Source organism: Marivirga aurantiaca (assembly GCF_016679925.1).
Taxonomy (GTDB): domain Bacteria; phylum Bacteroidota; class Bacteroidia; order Cytophagales; family Cyclobacteriaceae; genus Marivirga; species Marivirga aurantiaca.
In genome coordinates, this window is record NZ_JAEQBW010000005.1 from 273,657 (window position 1) to 290,978 (window position 17,322).

Genomic DNA, 17,322 nt, shown 5'->3' on the forward strand with positions numbered 1-17,322 from the left:
AAGTGCCTGTTGCTTTTCAATTTAAAAAATTGCTTAGGAAAATCTAGTTTTTCAAAATTTTCATTTGAGAAACAATTCCCCCTTCAGCATTAGTCAACCGTAAGTGATATAAACCTTGAGATAAGTTTCTCATGTCAATTCTGCCCTTGTCTTCACCAGATTCCAATGAAAACCTTGAGTGGTCAATTAATTCCCCACGAACATTATAGAGTTTAGAGTGGAACTCGTCTCCCTCACCCTTTAAGTCGAATTGAACATAATCCTTAACAGGGTTAGGATAAGCCATTATCTCTACACTTTCCTCATTGGCAACTATATTGACCTGATCTACCACTTGATGAACCATTTCCGTTTGAGTAGAATCAGCAAAGTTATTGATGACCATGATACCATCTAAATCATATCCATCAGCATTCCCTGCTGCAAAATCATCAGGGTTACTTATATCAGTTATCCTGATAAAACTTGCTTTGGTTAATCCACCGTCAGCTAAATCAACTTCACCATCACGGCAAATTTCTTCGGCCAACACTACCCAATTTTCGCCATCTTCCGAAGCTTCTATCTTCGCCTTTTCAGGATAAGATTCACAAGGTCGGTTATTATCGCGGAAAGATGTTTCTACAATTAACAAATCATTTCCTTCGTGATCCATCACTTCACATCCTAACTCCAGCGTAATAGAACCTCCAAAACCCAGAGCTACAAAATTGTAGTTATCATTCTCTTGTGGTTCTCCCAAAGCCATTTGAGGATTTGATCTACTCGGAGGTAAAGACCTTCCATTCTTTCTGCTACCAGGCTCGTAAGAAATAACTGATTCCGCGTAACAGAAATCTGGTTGATTATCAATCACCTCAAAGTTTACAGTTAAACTCTCTCCCTCTTTTCCGGTTCCATTGGCACCGGTAAATGGAGTAGCTGTAATTGTATTGATCCCTTTAGGAAACTCAACTGGATTAAAAGAATTCCCATTATCATAATCACCGGCTAATGCATAAGGCGCGATATTTTCTATTTGGAAACCTTCTTCTCCATTGAAATCAAAAACTACACTGCCCACTTCTTCTGTAGAAACATTGGCAAGTACACTGAAACTGTTACTGGCATAATTATCCAAATTGATGATTTCACCTTCCAGTAATTCACCTATTTCCTCATTAAGTTCTGCATTAATTAATGTAAAACTTACTATTTCAGGCAATGCTAAAACCTCTAGTTCAACAGGAATTGTTAGTTCCGGATTAACAGGATCATTGCTACTTACGGTAATATCACCAGAGTAAGTTTCCCCTGCATCCAATCCGTCTGAATAGAAAGTAATAGGTACTTCAACAGTTTCTCCCGGAGCAACTGTGCCTCTTACAGGCGGAGTGAATGTAATAGCCAACTCATCAGTCAAATATTCATTATTAAATATTACCTGCAACCCTGACAAACCCTGAGGGCCTTCTAAGCCAACAGTTGAACTGGTGCTCATTGATGAAGACTCTACGTCCTGATACTGCATTTTTATCGTACCATCAGGGAACAAGATTACCTGAAAACTTACAGGCTCTGGCACAGGAATAAATGGAGGGAATCCAAATCCCGGAACGCTGTCATATTGAACGATGAAGTAATCTTCATTTCCTTCATAATAAACCCCACCTCCATTTTGTGGTTCTATATCATCCCACATTGGCGCAATAAACAGATTAGGATTAGCCGGATCAGGTATTTGTTGATTAACAAAATTACTTCCTGATAGAGGCGCAAATGTTAAAAATCCATTCGCCCCAATTGTCACACTATCCTCATCATTACCAAAGAAGTTAAATGTAAAAGGTAAAGCTACTTGTTCATCTCCATCACCTCCAACATTGGCTAATTCGCCTGTTTCTCTGATGTCAATATAATCATAGGCAGGGCCTCCACTGTTGTTGTCAACCCAGGTATAACCAAAAGTTCCAGGGCCACCGCTTGCATTAAGGAAAGCCGGGCCTACCCGTGTATCCAGGGCTTCTTTGCTGAGAATCTTTTCAAACTCCAATCGCTCATACTGAAGCCCTTCTTGATTTGCTGCTTGTGCACTTGCAAAATAAGGTGGCGTCAATGAGTAGTTCAATTCAGAACCTCCTGAGTTTGTAATGGAAATATTTTCCACTGTGGAATCACCTTTATAAACTACCAGGGATAATGAATCAGGAGACAAAGAAATTACAGGAGGATCTATTCCGAATCCGGATAGATACACCATTGCAGTTTCATTGCCGAAATCATCATTACTTTCTATGGTTACCTCATCATCAATGAACCCCACAGAACTAGGTGTAAACTCAACATTGACAATCCTGGATTGATCAGGAGCCAGGGTAATAGGCCCGGTTTCATCTAACACAAAATCAGTATTTCCATTAGAAATAGAAGTGATTTCAAGGTCCTTACTACCCACATTTTCTATTAAGAAAGATGCTTCTGAGGTAAGTCCCACAAATAATGAATCGAATTGTATAGAATCAGGGGTTATCTCAATTTCAGGAAAGCCTATTACCGTTAATTCAAACAAAGCCGTGCTTCCTGAATCTGATGGCGCATTAGTAGAAACCCTCAACTCATCGTAGTAAACTCCATCATTTAAATCCGTGGCATCCAAAGTAACAGTAATGTCCTTCGAGCCTCCCGCTGGCACTACGCCTGACATACTACTTACATTACTAATGAATGAAGTAAAAGCAATGTCCGGCTTCACAAACCTGAGCGCCAGGCCATCTTCTACATACTCAGTATTGAAAGCAACTTGTGCTCCATCTGTACCATCGGCATTTTCAATACCTACAGTAGCTGAATTTAAGAAAGAAGCTGATTCAACATCCTCATAGTATACATCAATATTTCCATTCTGATTTAATACTATCTGGAAAGTAACAGTCTCATCAGCAGTGCCAGAGTAAAGGGATGCATTGGTCCACTGCACTACAAATTGATCACCAAGATCTGCATAATGTACTGATCCATTGAAGTTTTGAGGTTCAAGATCATTCCAAAATCCCGCAATCATATTATTGACGGCATTGTCAACAGGAATTTGAGAATTTGTCCAGGTATTTGAAGCAGTAGGTTCCTGGAAGGCAACAAATCCATTGGCATTAATGATTGCATTTGTATAGCTTTCACCATAAAACTCGAAAGAGAATGGCATCTCAATTTCAGCTGAGCCATCACCACTTAAAGTATTTGTGATTTCTGTACCACTTGCAGTAATATCATTAAAGGCATAAACAGGACCATCCGGTTCATCGCTATCTATCCAGCTGTAGCCAAATTCATTATCTGTACCTACACTGTATAAAACTTCAGATCCCACACGATTGTCTTCTGCTCCTTTTTCTTCCACAGCACTTGCATTACTGAAACTTAAGATCTCAGTATTGTTCAATTGCACATCCGGATTTGACAAAGCAGACATTACCGCCAGATCAGGAAAAGAATAAATTAAAGGAGCATTACCGTCATTTACCAAAGTGATTTCAGTCTCTACTGTGGTACCAGCCTCTGTAGTTTCACTTACTTCCTGCGGATCAAATCGGGCAATTGGCGGCTCAACACCTACACCATTCACAACCACCTGCAATTCAGTATCATTGGCAGCATCGCTTTCTATGGTAATAATGCCATTTATATTTCCCTGCTCACTTGGGGCAAAATTCACTGTTACTACCAGGCTATCTCCGGCTTCAATTGTAGCCGATGAAGTACTCACTGTAAAATCAGAATTGTCTGAAGAGATATCCGTGACATTTAGTGTGGCTAAACCTTCGTTACTAATTGTGAAAGTTCTTTCCCTTTCGGCTCCCAGGAACACATCATTAAACAATAGGTATTCATCAGATATGGAAATCTCGGATACCTGACCAGTGACTTCAAAATGTGTGGCCACTGTAGCAGTTGGTGTAACCGGATCATTACTATTAATCAGAATATCTGTATCATACATTCCATTTGCCAATCCAGCTCCATCGAATGTGACGGACACTTCTACTGACTCGCCAGGTGATACACTTCCTGAAGAAGGAGATAAACTGATGTAATCCTCACTACCTCCACCGGACAATGCTCTCACGAAAAATACAAAGCCTGAAGGGTTATAGCTTGCTCCACCATCAGAGCTGAACATATAGGTGTTAGGACGTTGAGTTGCGTTTGCATCTACTCCTTGAGGGAAAGCAATTCCATCAGGATACTTATGCACTACCCAAAAAGATTCACCAGCAGAAAAGCTTAAAGATTGACTTAAAACCTCTGCTACTACAATCCCTTCTTCACTAGCTTGTTCAAAAGTTTGTGTATGCAACAATTCACCATCGTTTGGAGTGGCCCCACCTCTGTAGATTTCAAGCACTACTACAGGGTTTGCTACTGCTTCCGTTCGATAACCATTTCTAACTGCTGTTAAAGTGAAATCACTTTCTACATCAAAATTTAGTGCACTTGTATAGGCAGCTGTTTGAACTCCTGCAAAATCATCAGGGAAATCCAAACCAGTATCATAGGCAATAGAATCGGTATATGTACTGGAATATGGCTGCCCGGATTCCGATTTAGTAGCCGCCAGGCGTTTAGGAGCATTAGCCAACTTCTCTTCATAAGAACCAGTATTACCTACTCCGTATACTGACATATCAAGCGATTCATACGCAATAATACCACTTGTATCATTTGCGAAAGGTGTAAACTCCGTAGCTCCTGTAGAAGCATTAAATTCAAGGGTGCTTTCCCCTGTATTGCTTATTGTAAAAGTTTCGGTTTGAGTTGGTGGATCATCAGTTTGCACGTTAACTGCAGCACTTAATGAGTCAGGTGACACTTCAATTGTAGGTGGCTGAACAACAGTTAAGGTTACAGGAACTTCAATTGGTGAATTTTCAGCATCATTGCTACTAATTAATAAAGAAGCATGATATTCTCCTGCACTCAATGCTCTGGCATCAAACCTTACATCTACTGTTGTTGATGAACCAAATGGAACTGTTCCTGAGTTTGGTGAAACAGTCACGAAGAAAGCATCGGGGTCGCCATCTGTAATTTCAAGGTTATCAACATCAAAAGTTGAACCTTCCTCTTCCATTGCAGAAAGGAATACGGCTTGTTCGATTATACTTGCATAACCTTGTCCGGTGAACACCAATTCTTCATCAAAATAAACAGAGAAAGTGGCATCATCCTTGTCCACTGCAATTTTAAGGTCAAAATATCCCTCAGGAGTAGTGGCATCAATTCTAACAAAATCAGGATCTGCCAATACATCAACTGTTCCATCAGGGTTGAATCTTACCCTTGTTACAACAGAACCTTCCGTAGGTGACTGGGGAATTACTTCCCATGTAACACCGCTTCCTTCTATATTCACAGAAGCAGTCATTGTCATAAATGGCTCGTCCAGTGGCGTAATAGTAGGGGAAAGGGCTAAGATATTACCTGGTCTTGTGCCACCTAAGCCATCGGAAACACCTCTAAAATGCTGATCTCCTTCTTCAGGGTTAGCATCAGAAATGATCCAGTTATCATCATATTGACTAATCCAACCTTGCTGATCATTTATATCCCCTAGTGGAAAATCTTCAAAGTCTGTAGCATATAAACTAGTAACTGCTCTATTAAAAGTATTGCTTTCTGTTCGTATAAGGGCTGATTTACTACCCCCTTCAGCAAAAGGGAATTGTTCCTCTATAAAACCCTCTGTTCTAATATAATTATTAGAGGCGATTACATTTTCCGGAAAAGTAGTGGTAGAGTCATCGTTTACCTCAATGCTGAAAGTTAAATCAGCATCACCTGTATTAGAAATTGTTAATTCTTCAATGCCTGTCTGCATTTGTTCCAAAGTTACTGCCAGAGAATCCGGTGAAACAGAAATTTCAGGTGCCTCTGTTCCGTCTAACACCTGCACATAAACTGGTATGTTCAAAGTATCGGATGTCTCGGCTGAAACTACCAGAATAGTATCTTCATAAATTCCTTTTTCCAATTCCGCTGCATTCAATCCTACCGTAAAAGAGTCTGTTTCACCAGGCTCAATCATTAATTCTTCAGGGTCAAAAAATTCAATAATAGTAGTTGTACCTGAACTTGAGCTTAATGAGACATTGGCGATTGTGTCCGAAATATTGGATAAACTTATTGTATGGGTCACTGCCTCTCCAATGAGAATTTCATCGGAAATGGAAGTAGGTGTTGCTACCAAAGTAGGTGCTCCTTCATCGTTAATAACCCAGCCCATATCTTTAAAAAGGCCCCTGGTAATATCTCCTATATCAAAATTTGATTCAGCTGAACCCACTTGTGGTGTCATTAAAGAATTCACATCTCCGGCTGGAAAAGCCGCCTCATCCCAGTGAGCAATACTAGACCCACCTTGCCATGTACTTGGCGCATAAAGCTCAGGCCTTTCTCCTCCAAGGGCCGCTACAGCATATTCGCCACCCATGTAAAGGTCGCCTCCGGTGAATGCATCTCCCAATTCTGTAGAAGGATCCGGAAAGTCAAGTAATCTGTCACCGTCTCCGTCTTCCATGAAAATTCCAAATATTGAGGGTTGACCATTTGAACGCATAGTACCTGTGCCATTATTATAACCACGTACCGTTGTAAAGCCCAAACCATGTCCTGCCTCATGAAGCGCAACAGTTACAAAATCGTATAAGCCTGAGGGTGTATTACCATCAAGTCCAAAATACCAGGGAATCCCGTCTCCCAAATTTACTATTAAATCATACTCTTCATCCGGAAAAAGCACTTCCCCCGCCAAGGCATTTGCCAAAGCAGCCGGATAAAGCACATCTTCCTCAGGGGCACCAGGGAAATTGGTCACATTATAGGCCGGTCCGGCAGAAGCCAAAACCCCAGGCCCAAGATTAGCAAAATCTGCGTACACTTTGATAGGTACGGGGGACACAATTTGCGTAGCCCAAATATCCAAAGCATATTCAAATGCCGCACTGGCTTCAGGGTTGGCCTGGGCGCCAGGACCAAAGGTTACATCAAATTCAGCAGTAGCTTCGTTTTGGAGCATACGCTGATGCTCATCCTTTGATTCCTTAGGTATATTTACTTTTGTAAACATATCCTGTTGCTTAGCCGGGCAGATAACTGGAACTGCCGGCCTCTTTTCAGCTTTTTGTGCAAGTAGCACCTGAGGTGTTACTGCAGAAAAAAGCAACCATAAAACCGATGTAAGAAAAAGGCCTTTATTGCCCACTATATTGGACAAAAAGTAATAAAAGCCTGTTTCAGGGTAATTCTTTTTCATGCTTTTCTTTTTTTTGGTGAAACATAATTAAAGAATAAATCTATGGTTTAATCGAAATAATAACAACTTTTATGCGTTATTTTATGCTATTCATCTAAAATTAGAGCGTTTTGGCGACACTAATTCACAGTTCCAATATTGTTTTTTTTATATATTGAGTAAATACAACACGCATGTAATATTAATATAATTATTGCATAATTATAGTTTAAATAAAGAAATGAAATAGTAGGAAAAAGGCGTACGAAAAAAGCCTTATTTTTGTTACATATGGAAATATTACAATTGTTTGTTTTTATAAAAAATTTTCAAAAAATTTTTTATAAAAACAAACAATTGATACCGCCCGGATGGAATATACATCTCAGACCCTTACTAACTATTCACCTTTATTTGGGTCAATAATTCGAATCTTACTGAACATCTACTTTATTATTTATTTGATCCTCCTCTATCAGAATACCCATTGGATCAATAATAACAGATTGGGGTTTTTCTCCCACCTTGATAGTTATCTGATTATTCATCCGCTCAAAGCGGTGGCTTTTTAAATAAATCACTTGCTTATCTCCTGACATTACAGCAATCTCTATATGATCATGAATAGGATATTCAATGGTTTTACCATTCTTATCTTGCCGATATTTACTAATCTTCACCTCCATATTTAATTCAAAAGTACTATCAGGAAGTACAGACATGGAAACTCCTTCAACAGAAACGTCATAAACTACTACTCTTTTAAATAAGTCCGTAATAGTTTCATGGTATTGCTCTTCTGTTTTTTCATATAAAATCGTTAAAAAATCATTGACAGTAGGTGGAACCTGTGGAAAAGAAAAATCTATAAGCAATTCTTTTAATATAGCATTAAGAGCTTTCTCACCAATTAGTTCTTTTAGAGCGTAGAAAACTTTAGCACTTTTACTGTAGGCAATATGAGGGTCGACATATCCCACTCTAAACAGCGGCATCTCCTCTTTAAAATTCCTGTCCCGTAAATATGAATCCATTTCTACCTCCAGAGCTTTGTGTGTTAATTCTTTTCCAAAAGCCTGCTCATAAATCATGGTTTCAGTGTACTGAGCCAGGCCCTCCGTCAGCACAATAGCTCCCTCCATTTGTTTAGGGTGAAGTTGGCCTCCCCACCACTGATGTGCAAATTCGTGAGCGATAGTTTTGTACAACACATTTTGAGCAGCAGCATTAGATAAATCGTGGGTAAATCCAATACCTTCCCTGTGATATATCACTCCCGGATAGGATGTAGCCACAAAGCCAGATGTGAAATCAGACACTTCCACATAGCGAAAGCTTTTGTATTGATAAGGCCCAAAATTTTCGGTGCAATAATCAAACGCATGGATAATGGCTTCTTTCGCACTGGAAATATTGATTTTGTGGCTGGGATGATAGTATATGAAGAAATCAATTTCCTTGTAACTCCATTTCTGTACCTCATACCGGGCTGAGGCAACGGCCAATCGAAAAGGCACTGGATTAGTGCTCTTAAAGGAATAGACATGACGATTTTCTCGTATTTCTTCTGATATCAACTGACCCGGAGCAATTACTTGCTGATCCACATCTGTTGAGATCTTCAGCTGAAAGTCAATAAAATGATAATCATCTGCATCATATTCCTGAGGATTTTGGGCTACCTCTTCCAATGTAGGGATTTGCTCCTTCCTTTCCGGTAAACCTTCTTCTTTTCTTAAGTCTTCACTTTTCAGCTCCTGGCTGTCATCATATCCAAAGAAAGGGAAATAATTACTGATCCGAAGAAATGATCCATTATCCACAATTGCATTAAAGGCTTCATGGCCCGTGAATGGGCTCCAACCTGATTCAAATTGAAAGGTCATTTTTAAATTCTCATTTGGCAGAAAGGGGCGATCAAAAGCGACTAAATAATATCCATATTTTTCATCTGCCCGGATTACCGTTGCTCCATCAATAGCAAAATCCTTAAGTATAACAGATCGGTGAATCCCAAGCAATACAGTGTCCAGCGGTTTATCTGTCTTATTATCAAGCAAATAATTCCCTTTTACTTCATACCAATTTTCAGTAGGATATAAATCAATAGTAGCATTTAACTCTGTTATATGAGGTTGTGGCTTATCCTTAAAAGGTTTGTAAAGCAGTTCATAGTTTTTAGTCCACCTAATTTTATCACTTCGGGTTTCATAATGTTCTACCCAATTAATCGCATAAAAAATATAGCCGGATGTCATCAAAATTCCAATGAATGAAAACAGGATTAAGCGCTTTCCTTTCTTTCCTAATACCCTTTCAGTTTGCATTAATCGTTGTTTTAGATTGTTTTCTTTCCCACGAATCCACCATGCATTTGAAAGCACTAATGCAAAAATGGCAATGAATAAACCTAATAACATTCTCCAGTTAAATGCCTGGGTGTATTGCCCAAATCCATTAAAATCAGAATACGAATCATGTGCAAAAGTGGTGAAAGGATTAGCAAAACGAAGCAGTTGATGTTCTACACCCATAAGTGTGCTAAGTGGGGAAGCTATAAGTAAAGCAAGAAAAAAAGATACTGCCATGCCCACATATTTTGAAGGAATGATAGTCTGCACCAATATTGAGATTGCCAGAAAGATCACCAATGGCATACCCAAATAATAAACGGATATACCATATAAGCCCCACTCGATAGCTGAATGTGCTTTATAAAGCTGGAGAGCGATAGCAATTCCATTGCCCAAAAAAATCATTAATAAAGGAATAGAAATAAGTCCAATAAATTTAGACAGGAGACGGGCATAGTTAGTGGCAGGTGTCACATCATTCAGCTCATCAAATTTTATCAATTTATTACGCCAAAGCTGTTCTCCTGCATAAAAAACGATAGTTAATATTCCAAAAACAGGGAACACATCCATAATTGTCATAATCAATTGGCCACTTGTTACCAAAATAGCAGAGGTACGAGTATGTTCCTGAACTTCTGAAAATAGCTCTATCCCAATCACAAACAGCCATAAGCCCAAGAGAAGTAAAAAAGTAAAACTTTTATAGATTGAGTGAAGCTCTATCTTTAAAAGGGAGAAAAACGATTTTCTAAAAAACCTAAAATTGGTGATTGTGGTGGTTGTAGATTGATAAGATTGTAGTTGTTGGTTTTTCACTACTTTATTCTCACCATCTGCTTTATGGATGGTTTTAGATTTTCTAAAAGAAAAAATGGAATAGGTAAAAAGTATTAATAAAATTGAAAAGCTGAAATAGAGTAGCCTGTTCAATAAAAAACTACCCTCCAAAACCAATAGCTTAGTGTTTTGCTCATACGCAGACCAATATCTGGTTTGAGCATAAAAAGAGGAGATTCCAAAAGGGTCAATTTTCGCTGCCAATGCCATAGCCTCAGCTGATGGAGGATTAATATTTGCCATCCAGGGAGCTCCGGAAAAAAGAGAAACCGCTATATAACCAATATAAATCGCTAATCCACCCAGATAAATAGCCATTCTGTTGCGGATTAAAGTAGCAATGAAAAATAATAAGGCCGAAACCAATAGCATATTAGGCAAAGCAAAAAGAAAAAAGTTCCACCCGTAATTCATCAGCTGAAAGGAACCAAGTTTATCCGCATCCTGAAGTGGAGAATAAACAGCCAGTAGCATTCCTGCAATTAGAAAGATGTACGCACTTAAAGCCGCTATAAAAGCGCCTAAAAACCTACTTGTTAAGAAATAGAATTTAGTAATTGGTGTAACAAATACTAATTCCTGCATCTGATGATCCTGATCACGTAGTAGGGAAGAAGCCGCCAAGAAAGTTATAGCAAATACACACCCTATTGAAGAAAGACTTAAACTGTAAGCAATCATATAAGGTGCATTTGTATTTACATCCGGAAGCTTCAATCCGTAGAGTGTAAGCATAAAACCAAAGAACAAAAACCCTAATGCTACAACCCAAAAAATGAGTTTTCGGAATTGAAATCTCAGTTCAAAAAAGAGCAGTTTACCTAGCATGCTACTTCCTCCTTTCTGATAGACTGTAGCTTTAAAGTATGAAAATAAACATCTTCCAGTTGAACACTTACTGGGTAAAAGTCTTCTCCTGGTTTTTCATTTGCATAAACATGAATGATTCTTTCTCCCATCACCAATTTTGAAGAAATTAGCAGGTGGGAGGATTCATACTGATTCAATAACTCTTTCCTTATAGTTTTCCGCCATACTTTCCCCTGCATCTGCTTCATAAGTGTTTTGGGAGAATCCCGGCACACAATTTCACCGTCATTAAGAATAGCCATTTGAGGACACAAGTCACTTACATCTTCAACTATATGGGTGGAGAGAATTACAATAATTTGTTCTCCAATTTCACTCAGCAGATTGTGAAACCTATTCCTTTCCTCAGGGTCGAGACCTGCTGTGGGTTCATCAACAATGATGAGCTGAGGATTGCCTAATAACGCCAGGGCAATACCAAAACGCTGGCGCATGCCACCGGAGAAACTACTTACTGCTTTTTTGCGATGGGCGTATAAGTTGGTTTGATTCAATAAGCCCTCTACTTGTTTCCTTCGTTCTGTATTATTCAATATCCCCTTTAAAACAGCAATATGATTGAGTAAATCTTGTGCTGATATTTTAGGATATACACCAAATTCCTGAGGTAGGTAGCCTAGTTTATTCCTCATAAATTGAGGATTCCTAATGGTATCAGTTCCATTGAAAAAAATCCTGCCCTCATTAGGGCTTTGCAAGGCAGCAATAGTGCGCATTAAAGTAGACTTCCCTGCACCATTTGGACCCAATAATCCAAACATCCCATTTCCGAGTTCTAAAGAAACCCCTTTAAGGGCATTTACACCATTAGGGTAAATTTTAGTTATATTTTGTAAAACCAGTGAATTCATATGCATAGTATATTATTATTATTTTAGTTGCCATAACTTGTACCACCTCAGCAGTTTGCCCTAAAGGGATCCCCTATAAGAGAATTCGCAATAAATATTCCTTAGGCAGTTGATTATTCTTTTCATTCAATTCATGCATTTTTCTCTATAATGGATTGACTGGCAAAGTAGAAGGTGCTCTCTTATTGAAGAATTTTAGATGACAAAGGGGCGAGAAATCATGTTAAGTAGTCTAATCTCCACCATAAAGGGATTTTGCTTCTTTCATCATGAAAAACACTACTTTTATCATTAATCTTTGATAATATTGGAACAGAATACTTTTTTTGGCAAAATGAATAGGCATGAATTTAAGCTTGAAGAAAATTGAAAAACAGCTACTTGACAGGGATACATGGCTTTTTATTGGGGCAATCTGCCTGGCCACTATTATTTCCATGTTGGAAAAGCCAGAAAATTCCTGGAAGTTTTACCTAATTCATTTAGCTGTTTTATTGATCTTGCTAACTCCACAAATTATTTGGGATTGGCATAAAACAGTCTTGCTCAATCGCTGGATAAAAACAAAGTATCTCCTGGGCTGGGGATTTATTTATTTGTTATACCCCTTTCTTGTTTTTATTTTACTCTACAATCTTCCAGAGATAAACTTTAAAGGTATTAAACTCAATTTACCGGCATTTGGAGTAGCTACTATAAGCACCTTTATTATAAGTTTCTATTTGCTGGTTCAGCCCTATATCAATCAGCACTTCAAGCGGTTTATTTGGAAAAAGATGATGAGCCTGGAAGCCGCCATCATGCTTGCTCTCTTTCTAGTTGCCTTATTTATGGCAGGTATTGTGGTTTCAAATCAGGAACAATTTAACCAGCGAGCTACAATAGATATGTTATGGAACCTGAAAGAAATAGCTCAAAACCTATGGCTATTTCTAACAATAGCTGCGCAGTTATATATAGCTTACCTGGCTGGTTTTTTGTTTTTCATCATTAATGAAAAATTTCTAATCTCTCAGCTCCTGAGAAAAAAAGGAATTCTATATTATATTTTCGGCTTAATAAGCACTATAGTTATTCTTTATCCATTTTTGGCACAGTTACTTATTTGGTTACCACTCCATCAAGAGTTAAGAATTGTAGTGCCAAGTGAAAATTTGGACGCTTTTGACATTACCAATGCAGGAGTTGTGATAACGATTATTTTGGTCAGCATCCCTGTAATTTTTGCCTTACAGTGGTTTAAGCAAAATAGCCAGATGGAAAAAATGGAAAAACAACAAGTGCAAACAGAGCTTGATTTACTTAAACAGCAAATTAACCCACATTTCTTTTTTAACACATTAAATAACCTTTACGCCCTCAGCTTAAGTGGCTCCTCCAAAACACCGGAGGGCATCCTCCAGCTTTCGGATCTTATGCGCTACGTCATCTACAAGGGCAAAGAACCCAAAGTACTTTTAAAAGAAGAGATAAGTTATATCAAAGATTATATCCGGTTGCAACAACTGCGCTTACAGCAAGAATTTGAAGTAGAATTTAGTATTTCGGTAGAGGATACACTGAAAATCGCTCCCTTGCTATTAATCATTCTTGTGGAAAATGCATTTAAACACGGAATTGAGCCAGCAGAAAACAAAACATTTTTATCTTTATCAGTGAAAACTGTTGATAACAAACTTACTTTTAGCTGTAAAAATTCTCACGAAGAAGACAATATTAATTCTTCCGGTATTGGGCTAGCTAATTTGCAGAGAAGGTTAACATTGTTGTATCCGCAACAACATGAACTAAAAGCAGAAAAGAAAAATGGAGTATATTATGCCTACCTAACAATTACTCTGAAATGAAGATACGTGCAATTATAATAGACGATGAACCGCTGGCCCACACCATTATTGAAAAATATGAAGAGGATATTCCCTACCTGGAAATTGTAGGCCACTGCTATAAAGCCACCGAGGCATTTCAAATGTTAAAGGCCAAAGCTATAGATTTGCTTTTTCTGGATATCCAAATGCCAAAACTAACAGGCCTGGAATTTTTAAGGACCCTCGACCGAAAACCCTTTGTCATTATCACCTCCGCCCATTCTGAATATGCATTGGAAGGCTTCGAGCTGAATGTATCTGATTATCTATTGAAGCCTTTCCGTTTTGAACGCTTTTTAAAAGCCGTGAACAAAGTACAGGATTTAATTAGCCTAAATAAGGAGGAGGTTAATTTTACAACAGCAAGCGGAGAAAAACCATCTTCTTCTGAGAAAACCCTTTTTCTAAAGGTTGATAAAAAGGTTGTCAGGGTTTTGACAAAGAACATTTTCTACCTGGAGAGTTACGGTAACTATGTTAAATGTTGGTTGGAAAATGAATATATTTTAACGCCAAGAACCTTAACAAGCATGGAAGAAGAACTTGTCGGGTCTTCCTTTATTCGAATTCACAAATCCACCCTTATTAACAAACATACCATTCATTATCTGGAAGGAAACAGAGTCGTACTTAAGAATGGAAAATCTTTACCAATTGGAAAAACCTACTCACAAACTGTGAAATCACATTTTATATAAATCAATGTTTTTTGCACCAGGATGGGATTTAGAGCAAAAAATGATTCCCGTTTATTACTTCAAAATTTCTATACAATCAAGAATTAGTCTTCTCAAAATAACGACAGAAATGGGTGATTTTACATTCCTCACATTTAGGTCTTCGGGCCACACATACGTATCTTCCATGCAAAATTAGCCAATGATGTGCCAGATGTACATATTCAGAAGGTATATTTTTAATTAAGACTTTTTCTACCTCAAGTGGAGTTTTAGCATTCATATTTACCAGTCCCAACCTTTTGGAAACTCTGAACACATGCGTATCCACTGCCATTGCGGGTTGATTATAAATGACCGAAGCAATCACATTGGCTGTTTTCCTGCCAACTCCCGGAAGGGTTTGCAGATCATCTACATTCTCAGGTACTTGAGAGTCAAAATTCTCCACCAATAACTTAGCCATACCAATTAAATGTTTGGTTTTGTTATTCATGAAAGAAATGCTTTTTATATAAGGCAAAACCTCATCAAAATGAGAAGAAGCTAAATGTTCCGGACTTGGAAAAGCTTCAAAAAGCGCAGGTGTAACAATATTCACCCTTTTGTCGGTACATTGGGCAGATAAAATTACAGCAATTAACAGCTGAAACGGAGTTTCATAATGAAGCTCCGTTTCAGCTTGTGGTTGGTTTTCAGAGAAGTATTCAATAAAAGCTTTATACCGTTCTTTTCTTTGCATTGGTTAGTCCTTTACAGGATGCAAATTAAAGCCTTTTGAATATTCTAAAATAGTATTAATCGTTTTTTCTGAAGGAGACATCATGCTCCCGTCCAATTGCTCTTTTATCCTATGCAACTCTTGACATTGCTCCAGCAAAGCACTGTCAACGGCTAAGGATTTTTCGATTAGTCGATTTTCTTCAGTTGTGGTTTCTTCATAGACATACCTGATTAAATCGTCATGAGTAAAAATTTTGGTCATAGGCTATATTATATTGTTGCATCTTTTTCCTCAAATTAATGAGGGCGTAGCGCATTCGACCTAAAGCAGTATTAATACTCACTCCCGTCTGTTCAGAAATTTCTTTGAAGCTCATATCCATAAAATGTCTCATAATCAACACTTCCTTTTGAGCATCCGGTAATTCCTGAATCAGTTTTCGCAGGGATTTGTGCATATCTTTTTTCATCTGCGCATCCTCAAAACTGCCTTCTGCAAATTCGAGGGTTTCGAACACACTGTTTCCATCGTCCATAACGATGGTAGGGTACCTTTTATTTTTCCTGAATTTATCTATTGCCAAATTATGCGCAATTCGAAGAATCCAGGGTAAAAATTTACCTTCCTCATTATAACGTCCGGATTTCAAAGTTCGTATAGACTTAATAAAAACTTCTTGCATCAAATCTTCTGCGACATAATGATCTTTCACTATCATATAGATAGTGGTGAAAATTCTAGATTTGTGGCGGATTACTAGTTGTTCAAACGCTACTTCATTACCATTGATATACTGGCTCACCAATTGGCTGTCGTCCAGTTTTGTTTTTTGACTGTTCATCTTAAAACACCTTGTTTAGTTTGGTAAAGGTTTATTCTATAGCGTTGTTATTTTGAGGTGATAAATATTATTATATATAATCCCGAAAGTATTTAAATTGTATGTAAATACAAAAACAATTTACGATTTATTTTTTAAGAACAACATTAATGCCAAAAGAATATAGAAATAAACTATCGGTTAAAATGTTGGAGGTATCTCAATATTGAACCACAACATCAAATCCATATGATATATAAATATGGTTCATAAATTAAAGATTTATTAAAAAATCATTAAATGGCAGTACTTTACATCATTTTTACGTTATTATAGTTCTGATTCAATATCCTAAACCAGAAACATTATATATTATTTTTAAATGTATTTTATAAACTTTCTAATTTTTTTATTAATTATTAGGTGATTAGCTTAAATGTTTTTAATTTTATCTTTTAACTATGAAAGTACAAGGAGAAATTACACAATTACTTATAAAGGCGAATAATGGCGATTTATGCGCTTATAATAAAATCTTTCCTGTAATCTATTCTGAGCTCAGACACATTGCTCAAAGGATAAGATTCCAGTTTTTCGGATTGGAAACCCTCAACACTACCGCCATAGTTCACGAAGCTTATTTAAAGATTATTAACTCAGAAACAGATTGGATAAGCCGTGCGCATTTTTATGGCGTGGCGGGAAAAGCGATGCGGCAAATTTTATTAAATGCAGCAAGAAGAAAAAACGCCATCAAACGAGGGAAGGAAGCTGAACATGTTTGTTTCGAGGAATGGGAAGAGAAAATCCATTTATCAGAAAACTGCTCTGATGAACTATTGCACCTGGATGAGATACTTATAAAGCTGGAACAAAAAGACAAAAGACAGGTAAAAATTGTCGAGTGCAGATTTTTTGCCAATATGAGTATAGAAGAAACAGCGGCAGTACTGGATGTGTCAACTGCAACAGTAAAAAGAAGCTGGCAGGTTACAAAAGCCTGGATGTACAGCCAATTACAACAAAATAAATCTGCTTAATGGCGTATAAT

General features: G+C 37.8%; 9 protein-coding genes. 3 read left to right on the forward strand and 6 right to left on the reverse strand.

From position 1 onward, the window contains the following. Positions 1-43: 43 nt before the first annotated feature. From JKA74_RS13040 to JKA74_RS13050, 3 genes are all read right to left on the reverse strand, one after another. Positions 44-7,288 carry an Ig-like domain-containing protein gene (locus tag JKA74_RS13040; protein ID WP_201431634.1) on the reverse strand — a complete coding sequence of 2,415 codons (7,245 nt, stop codon included), beginning with the start codon at positions 7,286-7,288 and terminating at the stop codon, positions 44-46. A 413-nt stretch (positions 7,289-7,701) separates the two neighbouring features. Further along, complete coding sequence (locus tag JKA74_RS13045; RefSeq protein WP_201431635.1) at positions 7,702-11,196, reverse strand: ABC transporter permease/M1 family aminopeptidase; 3,495 nt, start codon at positions 11,194-11,196, stop codon at positions 7,702-7,704. A gap of 86 nt (positions 11,197-11,282) precedes the next feature. Beyond that, complete coding sequence (locus tag JKA74_RS13050) at positions 11,283-12,188, reverse strand: ABC transporter ATP-binding protein (protein WP_317193599.1); 906 nt, start codon at positions 12,186-12,188, stop codon at positions 11,283-11,285. Between the two features lie 338 nt (positions 12,189-12,526). Between JKA74_RS13050 and JKA74_RS13055 the strand changes: the two genes are divergently transcribed. Continuing rightward, positions 12,527-14,029 (forward strand): sensor histidine kinase, encoded by a 1,503-nt coding sequence (locus JKA74_RS13055; protein WP_201431636.1) that lies wholly within the window; start codon positions 12,527-12,529, stop codon positions 14,027-14,029. Further along, entirely contained in the window at positions 14,026-14,748 is a 723-nt protein-coding gene (locus JKA74_RS13060; RefSeq protein WP_201431637.1) for a LytR/AlgR family response regulator transcription factor, read from the forward strand. Before JKA74_RS13055 ends, JKA74_RS13060 begins: the two co-directional genes overlap by 4 nt. Positions 14,749-14,824: 76 nt before the next feature. Here JKA74_RS13060 and nth read toward each other — a convergent pair whose 3' ends face one another. Genes nth through JKA74_RS13075 form a run of 3 tightly spaced genes read right to left on the reverse strand, consistent with a single transcriptional unit; the run spans position 14,825 to position 16,292 of the window. After that, positions 14,825-15,469: an endonuclease III gene (gene nth / locus JKA74_RS13065; RefSeq protein WP_201431638.1), complete on the reverse strand. Its 645-nt coding sequence runs from the start codon at positions 15,467-15,469 to the stop codon at positions 14,825-14,827. 3 nt (positions 15,470-15,472) lie between these two features. Beyond that, entirely contained in the window at positions 15,473-15,712 is a 240-nt protein-coding gene (locus tag JKA74_RS13070; protein WP_201431639.1) for a hypothetical protein, read from the reverse strand. Beyond that, the gene (locus tag JKA74_RS13075) at positions 15,690-16,292 is read right to left on the reverse strand and encodes an RNA polymerase sigma factor (protein WP_201431640.1); all 603 of its coding nucleotides are present in this window, start codon (positions 16,290-16,292) and stop codon (positions 15,690-15,692) included. Before JKA74_RS13075 ends, JKA74_RS13070 begins: the two co-directional genes overlap by 23 nt. Positions 16,293-16,732: 440 nt before the next feature. Between JKA74_RS13075 and JKA74_RS13080 the strand changes: the two genes are divergently transcribed. After that, positions 16,733-17,311, forward strand: coding sequence for an ECF-type sigma factor (locus JKA74_RS13080; RefSeq protein ID WP_201431641.1), 579 nt, complete (start codon positions 16,733-16,735; stop codon positions 17,309-17,311). Positions 17,312-17,322 lie beyond the last annotated feature (11 nt).

Bases quoted from the DNA above. Each gene is read 5' to 3' on its own strand.
- JKA74_RS13060 (WP_201431637.1), top strand. From the start codon at position 14,026: ATGAAGATACGTGCAATTATAATAGACGATGAACCGCTGGCCCACACC.
- JKA74_RS13045 (WP_201431635.1), bottom strand. From the start codon at position 11,196: ATGCTTACACTCTACGGATTGAAGCTTCCGGATGTAAATACAAATGCA.
- JKA74_RS13050 (WP_317193599.1), bottom strand. From the start codon at position 12,188: ATGCATATGAATTCACTGGTTTTACAAAATATAACTAAAATTTACCCT.
- JKA74_RS13055 (WP_201431636.1), top strand. From the start codon at position 12,527: ATGAATTTAAGCTTGAAGAAAATTGAAAAACAGCTACTTGACAGGGAT.
- JKA74_RS13040 (WP_201431634.1), bottom strand. From the start codon at position 7,288: ATGAAAAAGAATTACCCTGAAACAGGCTTTTATTACTTTTTGTCCAAT.
- nth (WP_201431638.1), bottom strand. From the start codon at position 15,469: ATGCAAAGAAAAGAACGGTATAAAGCTTTTATTGAATACTTCTCTGAA.
- JKA74_RS13070 (WP_201431639.1), bottom strand. From the start codon at position 15,712: ATGACCAAAATTTTTACTCATGACGATTTAATCAGGTATGTCTATGAA.
- JKA74_RS13075 (WP_201431640.1), bottom strand. From the start codon at position 16,292: ATGAACAGTCAAAAAACAAAACTGGACGACAGCCAATTGGTGAGCCAG.
- JKA74_RS13080 (WP_201431641.1), top strand. From the start codon at position 16,733: ATGAAAGTACAAGGAGAAATTACACAATTACTTATAAAGGCGAATAAT.